The 18,230-nt window shown below is 36.9% G+C and carries 18 protein-coding genes and 1 pseudogene; 5 read left to right on the top strand and 14 right to left on the bottom strand.

Translation table 11 applies throughout. The features are described 5' to 3' along the window. Positions 1-26: 26 nt before the first annotated feature. The 4 genes from pflB to BM057_RS03035 all read left to right on the top strand — a co-directional run bounded on the left by pflB (position 27) and on the right by BM057_RS03035 (position 5,205). A complete protein-coding gene (gene pflB / locus BM057_RS03050) occupies positions 27-2,255 on the top strand; it encodes a formate C-acetyltransferase (RefSeq protein WP_047389864.1) in 2,229 nt (742 codons plus the stop codon). Between the two features lie 55 nt (positions 2,256-2,310). Beyond that, positions 2,311-3,072 carry a pyruvate formate-lyase-activating protein gene (gene pflA, locus BM057_RS03045; RefSeq protein ID WP_047389865.1) on the top strand — a complete coding sequence of 254 codons (762 nt, stop codon included), beginning with the start codon at positions 2,311-2,313 and terminating at the stop codon, positions 3,070-3,072. A gap of 154 nt (positions 3,073-3,226) precedes the next feature. After that, the gene (locus tag BM057_RS03040) at positions 3,227-4,174 is read left to right on the top strand and encodes a LysR family transcriptional regulator (RefSeq protein ID WP_092091397.1); all 948 of its coding nucleotides are present in this window, start codon (positions 3,227-3,229) and stop codon (positions 4,172-4,174) included. A 101-nt stretch (positions 4,175-4,275) separates the two neighbouring features. Continuing rightward, the gene (locus BM057_RS03035; protein ID WP_092091394.1) at positions 4,276-5,205 is read left to right on the top strand and encodes a manganese-dependent inorganic pyrophosphatase; all 930 of its coding nucleotides are present in this window, start codon (positions 4,276-4,278) and stop codon (positions 5,203-5,205) included. A gap of 1,109 nt (positions 5,206-6,314) precedes the next feature. On the opposite strand, the gene BM057_RS03030 is transcribed toward BM057_RS03035, so the two are convergent. The 3 genes and pseudogenes from BM057_RS03030 to BM057_RS03020 all read right to left on the bottom strand — a co-directional run. After that, positions 6,315-7,037, bottom strand: coding sequence for a pseudouridine synthase (locus BM057_RS03030; RefSeq protein ID WP_092091393.1), 723 nt, complete (start codon positions 7,035-7,037; stop codon positions 6,315-6,317). Between the two features lie 243 nt (positions 7,038-7,280). Next, entirely contained in the window at positions 7,281-7,712 is a 432-nt protein-coding gene (locus tag BM057_RS03025) for an organic hydroperoxide resistance protein (protein ID WP_047389870.1), read from the bottom strand. Continuing rightward, positions 7,672-8,031 (bottom strand): annotated as a pseudogene (locus BM057_RS03020) (MarR family transcriptional regulator); the annotation flags it as partial. The pseudogene BM057_RS03020 and the gene BM057_RS03025, both read right to left, overlap by 41 nt. A gap of 208 nt (positions 8,032-8,239) precedes the next feature. Here BM057_RS03020 and BM057_RS03015 point away from each other — a divergent pair. Next, complete coding sequence (locus tag BM057_RS03015; RefSeq protein ID WP_047389873.1) at positions 8,240-9,142, top strand: LysR family transcriptional regulator; 903 nt, start codon at positions 8,240-8,242, stop codon at positions 9,140-9,142. A 29-nt stretch (positions 9,143-9,171) separates the two neighbouring features. On the opposite strand, the gene BM057_RS03010 is transcribed toward BM057_RS03015, so the two are convergent. From BM057_RS03010 to BM057_RS02960, 11 genes are all read right to left on the bottom strand, one after another. Further along, positions 9,172-9,786: an NUDIX hydrolase gene (locus tag BM057_RS03010; protein WP_245741781.1), complete on the bottom strand. Its 615-nt coding sequence runs from the start codon at positions 9,784-9,786 to the stop codon at positions 9,172-9,174. Positions 9,787-9,805: 19 nt separating this feature from the next. Continuing rightward, a complete protein-coding gene (gene thpR, locus BM057_RS03005; protein WP_177186156.1) occupies positions 9,806-10,357 on the bottom strand; it encodes an RNA 2',3'-cyclic phosphodiesterase in 552 nt (183 codons plus the stop codon). Positions 10,358-10,362: 5 nt separating this feature from the next. Further along, complete coding sequence (locus BM057_RS03000) at positions 10,363-11,580, bottom strand: YcjF family protein (RefSeq protein ID WP_092091387.1); 1,218 nt, start codon at positions 11,578-11,580, stop codon at positions 10,363-10,365. Positions 11,581-11,777: 197 nt separating this feature from the next. Further along, the gene (locus BM057_RS02995; RefSeq protein WP_092091384.1) at positions 11,778-12,428 is read right to left on the bottom strand and encodes a YrrS family protein; all 651 of its coding nucleotides are present in this window, start codon (positions 12,426-12,428) and stop codon (positions 11,778-11,780) included. 163 nt (positions 12,429-12,591) lie between these two features. Continuing rightward, positions 12,592-13,176: an ECF transporter S component gene (locus BM057_RS02990; protein WP_092091382.1), complete on the bottom strand. Its 585-nt coding sequence runs from the start codon at positions 13,174-13,176 to the stop codon at positions 12,592-12,594. Positions 13,177-13,381: 205 nt separating this feature from the next. Then, entirely contained in the window at positions 13,382-13,696 is a 315-nt protein-coding gene (locus BM057_RS02985; protein WP_047389882.1) for a hypothetical protein, read from the bottom strand. Further along, entirely contained in the window at positions 13,689-14,153 is a 465-nt protein-coding gene (locus BM057_RS02980) for a MarR family winged helix-turn-helix transcriptional regulator (RefSeq protein ID WP_092091380.1), read from the bottom strand. Before BM057_RS02980 ends, BM057_RS02985 begins: the two co-directional genes overlap by 8 nt. A gap of 157 nt (positions 14,154-14,310) precedes the next feature. Beyond that, a complete protein-coding gene (locus BM057_RS02975; RefSeq protein ID WP_092091378.1) occupies positions 14,311-15,105 on the bottom strand; it encodes an ABC transporter ATP-binding protein in 795 nt (264 codons plus the stop codon). Then, positions 15,102-15,998, bottom strand: a complete 897-nt coding sequence (locus BM057_RS02970; RefSeq protein ID WP_047389886.1) for an ABC transporter permease — start codon at positions 15,996-15,998, stop codon at positions 15,102-15,104. Before BM057_RS02970 ends, BM057_RS02975 begins: the two co-directional genes overlap by 4 nt. Positions 15,999-16,015: 17 nt before the next feature. Further along, positions 16,016-17,005, bottom strand: coding sequence for a tryptophan ABC transporter substrate-binding protein (gene trpX, locus BM057_RS02965; protein WP_092091376.1), 990 nt, complete (start codon positions 17,003-17,005; stop codon positions 16,016-16,018). Positions 17,006-17,365: 360 nt separating this feature from the next. After that, positions 17,366-18,049, bottom strand: a complete 684-nt coding sequence (locus BM057_RS02960; RefSeq protein WP_092091375.1) for a carbonic anhydrase family protein — start codon at positions 18,047-18,049, stop codon at positions 17,366-17,368. Positions 18,050-18,230: the final 181 nt, after the last annotated feature.

Here is an 18,230-nt window from a genome sequence, read left to right as displayed (position 1 = left end):
CAGCTTGATTCGATGGAGGGAAAAGCATGAAAGCATGGCAAGGATTTAAAGGAAGTAAATGGAAAGACAATGTAGACGTTCGGGATTTTATTCAACAAAACTATCAACCTTATAATGGCGATCAATCTTTTCTAGAAGGACCAACAGAACGCACTTCAGCGCTATGGGACCAAGTTTCAGCTTTAAACAAAGAAGAACGTGAAGCTGGCGGCGTACTAGATATGGACACAAAAATCGTTTCAACGATCACTTCTCATGAAGCTGGCTATTTGAATAAAGAATTAGAACAAATTGTCGGTTTCCAAACAGACAAACCATTTAAACGCAGCTTGCAGCCTTTTGGCGGAATCCGCATGAGCGAACAATCAGCTGAAGCTTACGGTTATGAAATCGACCCTGAAATTTCTCATATTTTCCGTCAATATCGTAAAACACATAATGATGGTGTATTCGACGTTTATACGCCAGAAATGAGAGCTGCACGTCGAACTGGAGTTATCACAGGGCTTCCAGATGCTTACGGTAGAGGCCGGATCATCGGAGACTATCGTCGAGTCGCACTTTATGGCCTCGATGCTTTGATCAAAGAAAAAGAAGCAGACAAAGCAAATAAAGGCTATGGCACTATGTCAAATGACGTTATTCGCGACCGTGAAGAAATCAGCGAACAAATTCGTGCCTTAAATGAATTAAAAGAACTTGGAACGATATATGGATTTGACTTAGCTAGACCTGCTGAAAATGCTAAAGAAGCTTTCCAATGGCTATACTTAGGTTACTTGGCAGCCGTTAAAGAACAAAACGGTGCCGCAATGTCACTTGGAAGAACATCAACTTTCTTAGATATCTATATTGAAAGAGATTTGAAAAATGGTCTATTAACTGAAACAGAAGCACAAGAAATTGTTGATCACTTTATTATGAAATTGCGTTTGGTTAAATTTGCGCGTACACCTGAATATAATGACCTATTTTCAGGCGACCCAACATGGGTAACAGAAGCAATCGGCGGTGTGGGAGAAGATGGCCGTCACATGGTAACAAAAAGCAGCTACCGTTTCTTGCACACTCTTTCAAACTTAGGACCAGCACCAGAACCAAACTTAACAGTTCTTTGGTCCACTCGTTTGCCAGAAAACTTTAAACGTTACTGCGCAGATGTTTCCATCCAGTCTAGTGCTGTTCAATACGAAAATGATGATATTATGCGTCCAGAGTGGGGAGACGACTATGGTATCGCTTGTTGTGTGTCTGCTATGCGGATCGGTAAGCAAATGCAGTTCTTTGGTGCGCGTGCAAATTTGGCGAAAGCTCTTTTATATGCAATCAATGGCGGAATAGATGAAAAAACCAAAGTTCAAACTGGACCAAAATTCCAACCGATCACTGCTGAATATTTAGATTATGATGAAGTGCTTGCTAAGTATGATGATATGCTTGAATGGCTAGCTGGTTTATATCTAAACACATTAAACGTGATTCATTATATGCATGATAAATACGCTTATGAAAGAATTGAAATGGCCTTACATGATTCAGAAATCATGCGGACAATGGCGACAGGAATTGCTGGATTCTCCGTTGCGATCGACTCTTTATCTGCGATCAAATATGCCAAAGTAAAAGTATTGCGGGATGAAGATGGATTAGCAGTAGATTATGAGATTGAAGGAGATTATCCAAAATACGGAAACAATGATGATCGTGCCGATCAAATCGGTGTCAACTTATTGAAATCCTTCATGACAAAAGTGAAAAAACATCCAGCTTATCGTGATGCACGTCATACTACTTCTATTTTGACGATTACATCAAATGTAGTATACGGTAAGAAAACAGGGAATACGCCTGATGGAAGAAGAGCTGGTGAACCATTTGCCCCAGGAGCAAACCCAATGCACGGACGCGACACTCATGGTGCTCTAGCAAGCTTGAGTTCTGTAGCTAAGATCCCTTATGAATACTCTTTAGATGGTATTTCAAATACTTTCTCAATTATTCCTAAAGCATTAGGAAAAGAAGACCAAGTTCAACAAGAAAACTTATCCAGCATGTTAGATGGATATGCTACGAAAGGCGGACACCATGTCAATATCAACGTGTTCAACAGAGAAACGTTGATCGATGCAATGGATCATCCAGAAAACTATCCTCAATTGACGATTCGTGTATCAGGATATGCTGTCAACTTTATTAAACTAACGCGTGAACAACAATTAGAAGTCATCAATCGTACAATGCACGAAAGCTTCTAAGCGACGTTTACACATCAAACACATAGGTAGGTAGAAAAAGGAGAGCAGAAATAAAATGTCAAAGCCAGTGATCGGATATGTTCATTCAACTGAAAGCTTTGGTTCAGTCGACGGGCCGGGCATTCGTTTTATCACTTTTATGCAAGGTTGCCGCATGCGGTGTGAGTTCTGCCATAACCCAGATACATGGAATATGGGCGGAGGCACGCCTTATACAGCTGATGAGTTGTTAGACGAGGCTTTGCAGTATCGTGACTTTTGGGGAGCGAAAGGCGGCATTACAGTCAGCGGAGGCGAACCACTACTGCATATTGATTTTTTGATCGAGTATTTCAAAAAAGCTAAAGAAGAAGGTGTTCATACAACTTTAGATACGTGTGGCCAACCATTCACTTATGACGAACCTTTCTTTAGCCGTTTTGAAGAATTGATGCAGTATACTGACTTATTGTTGTTTGATATCAAACATATTGATGCTGAAAAACACAAACAACTGACCATGCACTCTAATGAAAATATCCTTAACATGGCACGCTACTTGTCAGAAATTAAGAAGCCGGTATGGATCCGACATGTTTTGGTTCCAGAAAGAAGCGACTTTGATGAAGATTTGATTCGACTTGATGCTTTCATCCAATCACTTGATAATGTAGATAAGGTTGAAATCCTTCCTTATCATAAATTAGGCGTTTACAAATATGCTGCTCTGAATATCCCTTATAAGTTAGAAGGAATTGAACCGCCGACACAAGAAAGAGTAGAAAATGCGCAACGTTTATTGCACATTGATCGATATCAAAATTTTCAACGATCTTAAATGTTCATACAGATTAAGAAAAAAGAGCAATTTTCAGTTGCTCTTTTTTTTCTGTTTAGATATGATGATAAGTATATATAAGGGATAGGTTATCTTATTGTCAAAAGAGGTTGCTTTTCCCTTATAAAATAATACTGCAAAGAGGAGGAGAAGAATGGTAAAAGAAAAAAAGAATTTATTTTCTTCCAAAACTTTAGATTATTTTCTTTGTTTAACAGAAACCATGAACTACACCAAGTCTGCTCAAAAACTGGGAATTTCCCAGCCAGCTTTGACGCAGCAAATCAAAAAAATCGAAAAAACAATCGGAACACCTTTATTCTATACAGTTGGAAAGAAACTGCATTTGACAGAAGCCGGACAAACGATGATTCGCTTGACACATGGGGTATATGATCTCTTGAGCGACGCGAATGATGAAATTCAACAAATCACGAAATCTAATGAAGGTACCATTAGCATCGGCTTTCTTTCTTCCATAGAAGATAAAGTTTTTATCGATTTTATAAGTCATTATTATTTACTATATCCTGGAATAAAAGTTGCGTTAGCTATGCTTTCACGTGAAGAAATCTGGGAACAATTGGAGAATAATGAAATTGATCTAGCCATTATGTATCTTCCGGATGATCGCATCAAGAACTGGAAAATCTATGAAAAAAGAGAAATTGTTACTGAAGAACTGCTATTTCTCCATCAAAATGAACAATTGAAAAATAAGCCAGCTGTTAGTTTGAAAGAAACGACTGATCATCGCTGGACAATGTATCCTAATCATTACTACATTACTGATATTTTAAAAAACGAATTTAGTTCTCAACTATTAGATTCCCCAGCTGTTGCAGGCTATTTCTCAACACCTCAGCAGTTACACAGATTCAGCGGGAGCACTGGAAGCTATACTGCGCTGCCTAAGTCATACGTAGAAGCCAATCCGTTACAGAAAGGTCACTTTGCTGTTCCATTCGATCCGCAGATTCATTACCAGTTGGCTTTTGTTTACCGTAAAGATAAAGAATTGATTCCACGTATGAAAAACTTTTTAGATGATTTTGATGCTTATTTAAAAGAGCAGAATTATGCTGAAAGGTTAAAAAGGTAGGGCATAGAACTTTTTCTTTAAAGTAGAACAGAAACGGTTGATTTAAAATTCAATATATCCTACTATTATAAATGAAAGTTAAAAATAAAGGGGCGTTTTAAATGAGTAAAATTTTAGTATTCGGACATAAAAATCCTGATACAGATGCCATTACATCAGCAATTTCTTTTTCTTACTTAAAAAATCAATTGGGTGAAAAAACAGAAGCTGTTGCATTAGGAGAATTAAACGAAGAAACAGCTTACGCTTTAAACTACTTTAATGTTGCTGCACCACGTGTGGTTGAAACCGTTGCTAATGAAACGGACACAGTTTATTTAGTAGACCACAATGAAGCACAACAAAGTGTAGCAGATATCGCAGAGGTGGAAGTGGCTTCCGTTGTAGATCACCACCGTATCGCAAATTTTGAAACAACAAATCCATTGTATTACCGTGCAGAACCAGTGGGCTGTACAAACACCATTATTTTGAAGCTGTTTAAAGAGAATGATGTCGTGATTCCTAAAAACATCGCCGGATTAATGTTATCTGCTATTGTATCTGATACTTTATTGTTTAAATCACCAACATGTACTTCTGAAGATGAAGCTGCAGCAAAAGAACTTGCTGAACTAGCAGAAGTTGACTTGGAATCATATGGTCTAGATCTGTTGAAAGCAGGAACGAATATGGGAGATAAATCAGCTGAAGAACTAATCGATTTAGACGCAAAGAGCTTCTCAATGGGAGATAAAAACGTAAGGATCGCTCAAATCAATGTAGTTGATGTCGATGACGTTTTCTCTAAGCAAGAAGCTATCGTTGAAGCGATTGAACAAACAAACTTAAATAACAACTATGATTTGTTCTTACTAGTTGTCACAAATATCTTAGATAGCGACTCAATTGTCTTAGCATACGGTAATCCAGTACAAGCAGTTGAAAATGCATTTGGAATAGAATTGAAAGATCACAAGGCTTTATTAAAAGGCGTTGTATCACGTAAAAAACAAGTGGTGCCACAATTGACAGAAGAATTAACGAAATAAGAAATAGACATACGATAAAAAATCATCCATAAACGAATGGGTGTTTTTTTATGTTTAAAAATTGAAAGAAGCCAAATCAATAACAAGCACAATCAAAGCCAATCATCATTAAAATCAAACAGATCAAGAATAAAAATCAACAAACACCAAATACCGAACTGTATAAAAATAACTCAAAAAAGAATCAGCAAAAAGAAAAAATCATCTGTCTTAAGAGATTTTACAAATAAGACAATAAACACAGGCAAAAGTTAAGCACAAAGGAACAGAGAAATAAAAAGTTCTGGCCGAGAGATAGCATAAAAAGGTAAAGAGAAAAAAATCGGTTTAAATAAGATAAAAAATCCTATTTTTTGATATTAACTACTTTGTATAATATATATTATGTAAACTAGAAAAAAAGAACAAATCATAGATTGCTCCATTATTCATCGCCTCTTCTTTTAACAGCTTAAAAAAGTTTTTTAGGCATTGTTATTTGTTACTTAACAATTTCTGTTTAAGACAGGTTTTATATATTTTTTAGCTGTTTTTATCTTTCAGATAGATTAACAAGAATATATTCCTTTTGGCTTTCTGATTAATTTAAGAATGATTCTATTCGCAAATGATTTAACTGTTTCTACGTCGCTTCCTATAGTGATTAAAATTGTTTATTTTACGTCCATATAGCCACTTAAAAAGCTTTAGTTAACAACTCTTTATAGTTTAGCTGATAAACACGTTACAGCAAGCATTTATTCAAATTTTGAGACCATTTTGGCATATCTATGACTGTTTCATCTGATTTTTTCTTGTCATTGCTCAAAATTCTCAATAAATGGCTTAATAAATAAACTATAATGTCATAAAAAAAGTCTTTATTGAAGTTTGTTTCAGCGTTTTTTGCCATGAAATTCCTACCAGTGATCAATATCCGTTTACGACATGCTGAAGCCACGGTAGACATTTTGAATGAATGCTAGTCCAGATACATCGATGCAAACCATATTTTTTTGAATATTACCCATCTTCTTCCTCTTTGCAAAACCTCTTGTCTCCTCCTCTTCTTCACTTCTCTTTCAGAAAACTATCTTATACCCAAGAAGTTTCAGGAACGAGGGACTTTTTTATTTGTTGAAGTACGGTTTAATGGACAACAATTCTGTGTAAGTCAAAGGGCGGTATTCTCCTATAGATAATTTTTTATCTAAAAAAAGAGGTCCCATAGAAATTCTTTTTAAATAGACGACTTTTTTTCCGACAGCTAGGAACATCTTTTTTACTTGGTGCAATTGACCTTCAGTAATGGAAACTTCTACGATGCTATTTCCCTCTTGGTAGCCTTTGATGATCAGTTTTGCTGGTTTACAGATGAAACCACCTTCAAATATGATTCCTTCAGAAAATATTTTTTGGTCTTCTTCAGTAACGATTTCATTCACGATAGCTTCATAGCACTTCATTACCTTCTTCTGGGGTTGCAGCAACTGATGAGCCAACTGTCCATTATTTGTTAACAGCTGCAGCCCTTCTGTATCTCTATCTAGCCGCCCAACTGGAAAAAGACCAGCTGCCTGATCTTTTTGTTTGATCAAATCAGTAACCGTTTGAAAGGTTGAATCTCGCACAGCACTAACTGCCCCGTTTGGTTTATTGAGCATATAGTAAACGTGTGCTGGTTCTTTGAGTTCTTTTCCTGCAATTAATACCTGTTGTATAGCTGGTTCAACATTGTATCCTTCATTCAAAATCACTTGGCTATCAATGATTACTTTCTTTTGCTGAACCAACCGTTTAACTTGTTTTCTAGAACCGTAACCATTTATTGACATCAGTTTATCTAAACGCATTTAAAATCTCCTATTTTTTAATTCAAAAACAGTATACCAGATTTTTGTCTATTGATAGATGTTTTATTTTATTTCGTTGTTTGCACGCGTCTAGTTTTTAAAAAATGTTATTTTCAAATGATAAGTACAATAAATCATCCCGCTCGTATCGCTTAATATAAGTTTATATTTAAATAACAAAAGTGATTCTTTCTTTATAAAAAAACCATGTTCTTATCAACATGGTTTTTTGTTTTTAGATTTTTATTGATATGCCACTGCTTTGACTGCAACGTCAATATTGTTTCGAGTAGCTTTTGAGTAAGGACAAAATGCATGAGCTTCATCTGCCAACTTTTGTGTTTCTTCTAAGTCTTTTCCTTCAATAGCAACTTCCATGACAACTGAGATTTTAAACCCGTCGTCTGTTGGGTCTGTATTTAAAGTAACTTCTGCTGATACTTGAGATTTCGCTTCAATTTTTGCTTGTTGCATTTTAATTTCTAGAGCTGAATTGAAACATGCGCTATACCCAAGAGCAAATAGTTGTTCAGGATTGCTCCCTTGTCCCACTCCACCCATACTTTTTGGTGTAGAGACTCTGACTGAAAACGAACCATCTGCTAATTTGCTTTCTCCATCGCGTCCACCTGTGTTAACAGCTTTTGTTTGATACATTACTTTTGATTCTGCCATCATTCATTCCTCCTAAGCTTTTTGTTAAATGATCGATCCTTGCAAGTAAATCAAAGTACTCTTTTTCTTCGATATCGAGAAGGTCCAGACATCCAGAAACTTTTTCCAGCAGCTCTTGCTTGATTCCGTTTGCTTTATCAGTTACTTGGATCATTACTTTTCGTTCGTCATCCGGATTGCGAACACGAGTAACATATCCCGCCGCTTCCATGCGTTTCAGCATAGGCGTTAAAGTACCACTGTCTAAATTCAATTGTTTCCCCAATTCTTGAACATTCATATGAGCGTTTTCCCACAGGACTAGCAATGTGACACATTGCGGATAATTTAGTTAACTCGCTTACTAATGCGATAACAAGCCTAAAAAAGCTCTTTTTTATTCCCCTTTTTTATATACCCTATAAAAAAAGTGAAAATGTGAATAGATTAACGATCCATTTTCTGGTATGCTATAGGTGTCAGAAATAAGTAAAACTAGATACTTTCATCTTAAATTGACGCAAGAAAGAATAGAAAGGATGTTTCATTTGAATAGCCGCATGATGAGATATTTTATTGCTCTTTGTGAAGAAATGAACTATAATTTAGCTGCTGATCGTTTAGGTATCAGTCAACCTTCTTTAAGCTATAATATCCATTCCTTAGAGAAAGAATTAAATGTCAAGTTGTTTACCACTATTAAGCAACGTATCCACTTAACGAAACAAGGGGAATTCTTTTTAGAATACTGTTACCACATTATGCATCAATTAGAGGAAGCAAAAACTAAAATCCAGTATATTAACGAAGATGAGAAAAAAAATCTGCGAATCGGTACTTCCGGACTTTATTTGGTCTCAACAGCTTTAGAAGAGACCGTTCATGAACACCCATCCTTAAACTTTTCTATTGAAGCTTCTGCGCCTTGTAAAATTGCGGATATGATTCGTTCAGAAGAGATAGACATGGGCATCGTGCATGGTGATCATTTTGGGAAAGGAATCGATGAACACTTTTTATTTCACGATGAATGGGTCTTGGTCAGCCAGGAATCAAATGAGCTTGGGAATAAAAAACAAGTTACTTTCGATTCTTTGCACCAACAAAAGCTCATTGTAAGTAAAAAAGAAGACTCGATTCGGGAACAGCTAGAAAAAATGTTTCGCGAGCATAAAAAGATTTTTTCACCCTTTATTGAAGTAGCTTCTTTAGAGCAGTGTATTTTTCTAGTAAAACAAGGACTAGGCGTTTCGGTTCTGCCTAAATCTTTTGTTGAACAACAACCTTTTGATGGATTACAAATGACTAAGCTCGACATTCTGCCGCCTCAAAGCGTTTCTATTATTTACCAAACAAATGCTTCATTGGAACAACCAGCATCTGACTTTAAAGAAAATTTAAGCACTCATTACAAAACAAAAGCTAAAAAAAGAAAATTTAACACCATTTAGGCTTTATCATCTTCCTATTTGTTTCTAATTCAGAACAACTGATTTTCTTTCAAAAATAAGCTCAATTGAGAGGTAAAAGAAGCTGTATACCCCCAAAGAAAGTGATCTTTGAGCTCATAAAATGGAATGAGATGCTGAGCTTTTCTCCAAGGGTATTGTTTCCCATTTGGGATTTGGTCAAAAGGAAAATCTTGTGGATGGCGTATGGATAGATCAAGCGAATGATAGACGGGCTCGTGTTGTAAGATGTAACGAAGAGGGATTGTAAATAATTGATCCACCTCTTCGTTAACATCAATATCTTCTATAGCGACATGTGGCAAATAAGCAACGAAGGAACGGATCAAAACTTGCTCAGTTGCAATATAATCCAATTCTCCTAAAACTTTTATCGATTGACGCGAAAGATTCAGTTCTTCCATCGTTTCTCGAACTGCTGCTTGCCGAAAAGTCTCTCCTTTTTCTACTGCACCACCAGGAAAAGATGTGTCACCAGGTTGCGAGATATTTTGACTTCTTACCTCATATAGCAAATGAGGTTCTTGATCAATTAGAATGATCGGGATCAATACTGAAAAGTGGCGTTGTTGTCCAATAAGCTGAGGTACATAACTTGAAAGTGCATGTTCAATCGATTCAAACACAGTATTCCGTCTCCTTTTTTTACAATTGATTTTGCAAATCTTTTTGTAAAACAGGAAGGTAAGCTAGCCTTCCGTTTACTCTAGTCGATTCGAACAAAGTGATATTTTCTGCTGTAAAATGATGAGCGGATTGCTCCAATATTTTAGTATGTTGTGCTTCTTCTTTTAAAACGATCCCTCTTCCTAATGTTATATGAGGAATATAAGATTTATTTTCTATGAGTCTATTTGTTTGCTTTGCTATTTCTTTGATTACCAAATCATGGAGTTGAAACAAAGCAGGTTGCATCTTTAAGCCAATCCACATGACCTTTTTCCCTTTTTTATCAAACTGTCCCATTTGATCGAATTGAAGATCAAATGGGTCTATTTTTTTTGAAACCATCGTAATATTTTCTTTCAGCTGTCGCACTTCTTCTGAACTTACCTCGCCGATAAATTGAAGGGTCAAATGAAAATTATTTAAATCTGTAAAGCGTCCCTTTTCTGTTTTTTGTTTCAATTGGTTTTGCAATTGAAACAGTTTTTCTTTCTCTTTTTCTTTTAGCGCGATCCCAACAAAGACACGCATGGTTCTCACTCCTTGTCCTGCCTCTTTCGTTGCCACCATTTTCTTTTATTCTCAGAAGTTTTTTCTGTTTTACTTTCTTCCATAAGTTCTTCATTAGATTTAGATATCTTGCCTTTTTTTAAACGTTCTTCAAGCTTTTCTCTCATCAAGAATTCAATATTTTTTAAATCAGGATATTTTCCTTCTTTCTCACCTTTTGCAATGATCGATAACACTTCTATATAACTCATAGCAAGCGCACTTGTCATAACGGAAGCAGTTGCCCCGCTAATGACTCCTCCTGCTATGGTCCCTGCTCCCGGAATCAGTTTGATCATATTAGAGACAATGTAACGTCCAAGATAAGTCGCTCCTCCAGTGCCGCCCACTGCTGCTACAATACTAGCAACTGTAGCTTTATCGATCGATATGCCAAAAATGGCTGTAATATGTGCTAATAACCCTATCTGCATCGGAACCAATACCGAAGCATCAGAAAAGGGGATGGGCGCGAAGCCAACGCCAAACGATGTTGCAATATACTTTGTCGCCCAGCTGCGAGCTGATTGTACTTTTCGTTGGATATCTGCCTGCTGGGCATTGTTAAAAGCTTGATGGGTTGCTTCTGGAAGAACAGCGAAAGTCAGCTCGATGAGTTCCTTTAATCCATAAGCTGGAATCGTATAATCAGCAGTAATCACAAACGGTGCTGCCATCACATTGATTATTCCTTGAACGGATAAGTTAAGGTCTTCAATATATGCTTTTAAGGCAAGTGCAGGTTCGCCAATAGATTGAGTTAAGACAATAATCACCGGAAGCTTTTCGCTTAAAGCTTTGATCATCTCTATTTCCATTTGTTCAATGCGAGAAGAATTCGCATTGATACAGTAATAGGCAATATGAATCGCCTCTTCTTCTCCTAAACTTGCTTGTTTTTGTAATGTATCAAAAATTTCTTTTTTAACAGCTGTTTGAGTAGCAGACTCAAGCTCTAACCCCTTTGTATCATACAATACCAAAGGGATGCTTTCTTTTGATATTTTACGCAAATGCTCAGTGATGGGTTTTCCAATCCCTGTAGCTGCCAGATTTTCTCTAAAGAGGTTGTTGATCAATGTACTCTTACCTACACCTGTTTTACCTGCAACTAATATATTAACAGGGTGAATGTTGGCAATTTCTTCTTTTGTTTTATTTAAAACTTCCTCAACGATATTCAAATGGTCTGTTGTTTTTTTCATTATATCCTCCGATCAAAAATGATAGGCTTTTTTCAATCATCATTCAGCTTTATTTTATCACGTCTACCGGCCAAGCCAAAAGAAATCGATTAATAGCTAATGTTCCTCTTGGTTTTCAAAAAGGAACGTTAACTGAAATAAATCACAAAAAAAACATGCAAGTTTTTTTGCAACCTGCATGTCTCTCGTTAACTAATTTAATTATAAGGATTGTTGGATAATGTCTCAACTAAAACTGGCTGCCAGCCTTTGCCGTCTACCCATTTTAGAGAAACACGGTAGGTTTTTGTTTGTTCTTTATTGGAAACAGTAGCTTGTACTTGTTGTTTTCCATCATTACCGACCCACCATTCGATCATGTCGCTTTCGCTCAAACCAGTAGCTGTCGAAACGGCTTTTTTGATTTCTTTTCTGTCTTTTGAGCCATCAGAGTAATCTGTTGTGTGCTTACCTTCTTGATCCGTTCCAGAAGGTTCCCAGTCACCTGTATAGGCTTCTTCAACATTTTCATCATTTGTTTCGGCTGGTTCTTTTTCTGCAGATGACGAACTTTCGCTTGATTCTTCAGAAGAACTCTCACTTGATGCTTCTTTTGAAGAAGATGATTCTTCATCATTCGAACTACTGTCATTCGTGTTGCTGCTTTGGCTAGATGACATTGAACTAGTTTGGGATTGACCTAAAAACTGTTCCTCATCATTATTGCCTCCGTTGCCTCCAAATAGGGTATAAGCTAGAAAAAGAAGTGATAAAATCAAAATCACTACTAAAACAAGTGTGATATTTTTTGTCATATTCTTTTCTTTATTTTTATCCGATCTCGTAGGATGTTGATTCGGGTTCTTCATTACCTTTATCTCTCCATTCTTTTCTTTCTTCATGAAGAAGGAACTTTTTTCATGAACAAGGTTTATTATAGCACTTTTTTATTTGTCACAATTAACGATGTTTTTACTTTTAAATGTCGGACGTTAAGTTTCGATTAAAGAACATTTGATCTTAATAGATTTTTTATTGTCGCTTAGTCATTTTTAACAATGGACGAGAAATCAGAGGTGCTAGAATTCCAGCTGCAACAGCTTCAGCTATACCGTTCGTCAATACTACTCCGCCTAACACTAACAGTAAATTAGAAATATCAACATCGATCGCAGCCGCATATGCTTCTCCATAAAATAAATAAATAAAGCTCAAAACAAGCACAGTATTCGTCAAGGAAGCAAAGACAGCACCTAAGACCATACCCAAAGTACGTCTTTTTCTAAAGGCAGTAAACAACACTCCCGCTACTAAACCAACCAAAATCCGTGGAACGACGGAAATGAGAGGGTTTGTAAAAATCAAAGGATCAAGTGGAGATGCAGGTGCTGTAAAAGCTCTTATCAGGCGAATCACTCCCCATATTCCACCGATGACCATTCCTTCTTTTGTTCCAAGTGTATAAGCAGCAACAATTACAGTAATATGGATAATGGTCGGGTTAAGTGGCGGTATCGGGATATTGCCTAAAAAGGGAACAAAACTTTGAATAAAAATAATAGCGGTAAAAATACCCATAATTGCTATGCGATAAGCTTTTCGGTTATCTTTTTTCATTATTATGACCTTCTTTCATCATGAACAGAAACGTTTACTATTTTTTAAACTTTACCTTAATTTTGCGTAAAACTCAATGACTTTTAGATGGCAGCATTCTTTTTCTAACGGTAAAAACAAATCCTGTTTTTTGTGATCCGTTTTAGAAGTTTAAATAAACATAAACGATCTTGTTGTTTTTTCCAGCTATGTCGTTCCTTTTTATTTAAATATGGTCATCCATGTAGGCATCTAATAATGAAATAACTGCTTCTCGGCCATAATCTTGAACAAAATCATTGAATAGTCCTAAAAAAATACTACCTTTTTTAGCTGTTCCTTGGCTTTCATCTTCAAAATATCGAATAAAATAGGCAGAGTAATCCTGATAACCTTCCACAAAACCTAAGCTTTTTAAAAACCGATTTTCTTCAAGCTCAGCATCAACCTGATTTTCTAATTTTTTGATTTCTTGAGATTGAGACAATAAAAGCCGAATGAGATCCTCTTTTGATAAATGAGCCAAACTGTTCTCATCCATTTTTTTGTTCCTCTCCTTTCTTTTGCTCTTCGTAAGTGCGCATACTTCTACCCACTCTGCCCAATAAAACAAGCAGTAGTTGTTTTTCTTCATCAGGCCATCCTCTTAGAATAAACTCAATTGTTTCTTCTAATTCTTCCAAGATTTGATTGGTCAAAGCCAGCGTTTCTTTCGAGAGACTCAAATTGTAATACCGCTTATCTTTTCCAGGTTCTTTAATAATTTGCTTTTTCTTTTCAAGCGCATTAACTTGTCGACTCAATGTCGACTTATCCAATGAAGATAAAGCTGTCAATTCTTTTAGCGTCATTTTAGAATCTAAAATGATTTTCATAATGAAAAAAGCTGATCGATTGACATGATGTTTTTTTAATACGTTATTTTGCAAGCCCTGATATAATTTTTGAAACTCTTCCATTCTCTCAACCAAATCATGACTTGAAACATAGTTCCCCATCTTTGATTCATTCTCTCCTTTTAATCTAAAGCTTAATAGCTATATAATTAGTTGTGTAAAACAACTATAACGAAAAACGAATGTTTCTGCAACAAGCACCCTCTTTTTCATTTATTAAAAGAACCTTGAGTTAGAAGGGACTCTATGCGATCCCTCTTTAAGATGAAAGATCAAAACCTAAAGAATGTTGTTGAAACAAAAGAATCAACGATTCAGCGGTCAAGCTTTCTTTTTCCTCCTGAGAGAGATCCATTACTATTTTTCCGCTGTCCAACATCAATAATCGATTGCCGTATGTCAAAGCATCTTGCATATTGTGAGTGATCATTAAGGCGGTCAGTTTTTCCTCTTTGATACGCTGGCTTGTCAAACTTAAGATCGTTTGAGCAGTTTTGGGATCTAGAGCAGCTGTATGTTCATCCAATAAAAGAATAGCAGGCTTTTTCATTGTCGCCATTAGTAAGGTGATAGCTTGTCTTTGGCCGCCCGACAGTAAACCCATTTCTGAATCTAAGCGTCTCTCAAGACCTAACCCCAGCTTCGCCAATAAATCCATATAAAGTTCCTTTTCATTCGCTGTTATGCCTCGTCTAAATCTCCTTTTCTTTCCTCTGCGAAATGCAATAGCCAAATTTTCTGCTACGGTCATTCTTGGCGCTGTGCCCATTAAGGGATCCTGAAAGACTCTTCCAATTTGATCTGCTCGCTGTTCTTCTTTTAAGCGCGTGATGTCTTTTCCAGAAAGTAGGATTTTGCCTTTATCGGGTATGCTGCTGCCGGCTATTGCGTTCAATAAAGATGACTTTCCCGAACCATTACCGCCAATGACAGTAATGAAGTCTCCTTTGTTTACTTGAAAAGATAGTTCTTTTAATACTTGATGTTCATTTAATGTTTTCTGTTGATAAGTTTTCGATAACCCTTGGATATCTAAAATCGTATTTACACTCATCGCTCATTTTGCTCCTTTCTGTCAAAAAAATGGAGGTGCATTGATTTGCGCAAAGATGGTAAAGCTAAACAAAAAGCTAAAATAACGGCTGAAATCAATTTTAAATCATTTGGCTCCAATCCAATGAGAAGGACAAATAAAATAATCAAGCGATAAATGATCGCGCCTAAAATGACACAGATCAGACGATGAGTAAAACTTAAGTTTCCAAAAACTACTTCACCGATAATCACTGCTGCCAGACCGATCACAATTGTACCGATCCCCATACTGATATCAGCATAGCCATTATCTTGGGCAATCATAGCCCCAGCCATTGCTACTAAACCATTGGAAAGCATTAGTCCTACTGCTTTCATTCTGCTTGTGGAGATCCCCATTGATCGCGCCATTCTTTCATTATCTCCTGTAGCAATAACGGCTTGTCCAATCTCAGTTTTAAAAAATGAGACTAGCAGAAAAATAAGTACCGTGCAAATCATGAACCCTGTAAACAAAGTATCAAATGAGCTGGGAAGATGAAGACCACTGAGAAAATCAGTCAGCCTCTCTTCTCCTAATAGACTAAGGTTTGCCCTTGTCAAGATGCGAAGATTGATTGAATAGAGTCCTGTCATGGTCAATATACCTGCCAGCAAGTCTGGAACGTTTCCTTTAGTGATCAGCCATGCGGTTATTGCACCTGCTAACATCCCTATAACAAAACTGATAGCTGTCGCCAAGACGGGGGAAACCCCATGTAAAATCAGCTGAGCAGCCACAGCTCCCCCTAATGGAAAAGCACCTTCAGCTGTCATATCTGGTAAGTTCAAAATACGATACGTCATAAAGATTCCTAAAGCCATGATCCCCCATAAAAAACCTTGCGAGGTAGCCGTTACAATCAAATCCATCTCATGTCCTCCTTTATTTAATGAAAAAGTACAGCTTGTTCTTTTAGCTCACTGGGTATATGGATACCCAGCTGTTTTGCTTTTTGCTGATTCATATAAATGTTTGTGTGTATCGGTGATTGAATAGGTGTATTTGCTGGAATTTCTTCTCCATCAAGAATGGCAGCTGCCATCTTTCCAGCTTGCTTACCCATTTCATATTGGTTGACCCCTACTGTTGCAAGACCACCTTGCTTGACCATGGTATCAACAGGCGGAAAAACAGGTATTCCCTTCTCGTCCGTTACTTGCAATAACGTATTCAATGCACTGGCAATCGTATTGTCTGATGGTACCCAAATCGCATCTACTTGATCAGCAAGAGCTGATCCAGCCTGTGCAACATCGTTTGTAGAAGACACCGTCATTGTTTTGACTTTAAACCCTGACTGTTCCGCGATTTTTTCAGCTTCTTTTGCGTTTATGATGGAATTGTCTTCACTCGATGAATATAGAATGCCGATATTTTTTGCAGCGGGCATCAGTTCTTTCATTAGTGAAATTTGTTCTTTTATTGGCAGCTGATCCGCTACTCCTGTGATATTTCCCCCAGGTTCCTTATTGGACTTCACTAGATTTGAGCTTTCAGGATCTGTAACGCCTGCCAAAATGATAGGAATATCCTCCGTTGCATTTGCTAAAGCTTGAGCTGATGGTGTAGCAATGGCTGCTAGAATATCGACATCTTTGCTGACAAGACGCTGACTCATCGTATTCAAATTGCTTTGATCCCCTTGTGGATTCTGATCTTCAACTTTGATCGTCTCTCCATTCTGATACCCTTCCTCGCTCAGCCCATCTATGATGCCTTTATGAATGGCGTCCAAAGCAGGATGACTGGTGATCTGCAATATGCCGATGACAGGTACATCATGGTTTCTTTCTTCATTTGTTTCTTTTTTTGCAGAAACAAATGCAATGATCAACAAGACTGTTAACAGGGCAATGAAACCATACATCTTTTTCATTATTTTCTCCTCCCTTATGTAAATGCGTTATGAAAATAAAAAGAGCCGCCTGATCAACACCAGCGACTTTTTTTTTGGAATACAAAAAAGCCGCACAGAACAAGGGATGTCCCCTTTTATTCTATGCGGCTGCAACATGTTTATAGGATAATAAAGCCAACATAGAAACGTTCTCAGTAAACACACTGAGGGTCGTTTCTATGAGCTGGACTCATCAAACAACCCTTCTATGTCGGCTTTGCCAACGATGATTCATTTTTACTTGAATGGAATAGAAAAGTTGTATCATGTGTCTTCGCTCCTTCTTACGTCAAATATTGATTTTTATCATACCTGTTGCATAAATATCTGTCAAGCTTTTTATTCAGTGTCCGAGTAAAGATGCACCGAGCGATCTTGAATCGGCTGCAAAGGGCGATTGGTTTTGCCAAGCTGTTGTTGCATGTCGTTTAACAAGGATGCATCTAAAGAAATAGGCTCTTTAAAAACCAACCAGTTAACGGGTCCCTTGGTGGGCGGTGTCGTTAATGAGCCGCTATAATAAAAAAAGGAACTACTTTGAGGCGTCCAATCAGGTAAAACCAATGTACACTGCGTTTGGTCTTTGATGTGATCAAGAGAAAAAGTCTGATTTGATTTCTCCTGCATTGATTTTTCTGCCATAACAGCTACTACTAGAATCTCTTGCTGCGCTGAGCGATGAACGAAATGAATCTCCATTGCAAAGGTATGTTCATCAATTTGATGTTCACTCGGTAAATGCACATGAATATCATCTAAAAAGAAAGGTGTATCATCAAATAAAATCTTATTTTGTTTCTCTTTTTCTAATGGTGCCAAGTGAACCGTATGATTATAAAAAGAAGTTGAAAAACGTGTAGTCTCATAAAAAAATCGTGCCTTTTTTTGCTGGTCCGCTTTAGTTGCTGTCTTTTCACTTAGCATAATAGGAGACTGCAAAGAACCTTCTTCTGCCTCAAAAAATGCAGGACACAACTGTTTCCAGTGTTCAGGTCCTCTTTCTCCATCGTAATCCCAATCCATAAAAAAACTCCTTTTTATTTGAGGCCCATAAAAAGATTCCAACTATTGATAAGTCATCTGACCCACTTATTGCCTCTCTCTTATTTTTTTGCTTTTTTATTTTAGCGCTTTTTCTTGGTCAACTCAACTATGAAGAAATTGACTTTCCCTTTTTTAAAGAGAAAAGTATGATACAATGTAA

Origin of the sequence: Pisciglobus halotolerans, from assembly GCF_900113675.1 — a bacterium.
GTDB classification, from domain to species: domain Bacteria; phylum Bacillota; class Bacilli; order Lactobacillales; family Carnobacteriaceae; genus Pisciglobus; species Pisciglobus halotolerans.
This window is presented reverse-complemented; position numbering and strand designations above follow the sequence as displayed.

Excerpts from the sequence above, each read along its gene's own strand:
- BM057_RS03030 (WP_092091393.1), bottom strand. The coding sequence starts at position 7,037 with ATGCGTTTAGATAAACTGATGTCAATAAATGGTTACGGTTCTAGAAAA.
- BM057_RS02985 (WP_047389882.1), bottom strand. The coding sequence starts at position 13,696 with ATGGATGAGAACAGTTTGGCTCATTTATCAAAAGAGGATCTCATTCGG.
- trpX (WP_092091376.1), bottom strand. The coding sequence starts at position 17,005 with ATGAAAAAGATGTATGGTTTCATTGCCCTGTTAACAGTCTTGTTGATC.
- BM057_RS02980 (WP_092091380.1), bottom strand. The coding sequence starts at position 14,153 with ATGGGGAACTATGTTTCAAGTCATGATTTGGTTGAGAGAATGGAAGAG.
- BM057_RS02970 (WP_047389886.1), bottom strand. The coding sequence starts at position 15,998 with ATGGATTTGATTGTAACGGCTACCTCGCAAGGTTTTTTATGGGGGATC.
- BM057_RS03025 (WP_047389870.1), bottom strand. The coding sequence starts at position 7,712 with ATGGCAGAATCAAAAGTAATGTATCAAACAAAAGCTGTTAACACAGGT.
- thpR (WP_177186156.1), bottom strand. The coding sequence starts at position 10,357 with ATGCGTGTCTTTGTTGGGATCGCGCTAAAAGAAAAAGAGAAAGAAAAA.
- BM057_RS03040 (WP_092091397.1), top strand. The coding sequence starts at position 3,227 with ATGGTAAAAGAAAAAAAGAATTTATTTTCTTCCAAAACTTTAGATTAT.
- BM057_RS02975 (WP_092091378.1), bottom strand. The coding sequence starts at position 15,105 with ATGAGTGTAAATACGATTTTAGATATCCAAGGGTTATCGAAAACTTAT.
- BM057_RS03000 (WP_092091387.1), bottom strand. The coding sequence starts at position 11,580 with ATGAAAAAAACAACAGACCATTTGAATATCGTTGAGGAAGTTTTAAAT.
- pflB (WP_047389864.1), top strand. The coding sequence starts at position 27 with ATGAAAGCATGGCAAGGATTTAAAGGAAGTAAATGGAAAGACAATGTA.
- pflA (WP_047389865.1), top strand. The coding sequence starts at position 2,311 with ATGTCAAAGCCAGTGATCGGATATGTTCATTCAACTGAAAGCTTTGGT.
- BM057_RS02995 (WP_092091384.1), bottom strand. The coding sequence starts at position 12,428 with ATGAAGAACCCGAATCAACATCCTACGAGATCGGATAAAAATAAAGAA.
- BM057_RS03035 (WP_092091394.1), top strand. The coding sequence starts at position 4,276 with ATGAGTAAAATTTTAGTATTCGGACATAAAAATCCTGATACAGATGCC.
- BM057_RS02960 (WP_092091375.1), bottom strand. The coding sequence starts at position 18,049 with ATGGATTGGGATTACGATGGAGAAAGAGGACCTGAACACTGGAAACAG.
- BM057_RS02990 (WP_092091382.1), bottom strand. The coding sequence starts at position 13,176 with ATGAAAAAAGATAACCGAAAAGCTTATCGCATAGCAATTATGGGTATT.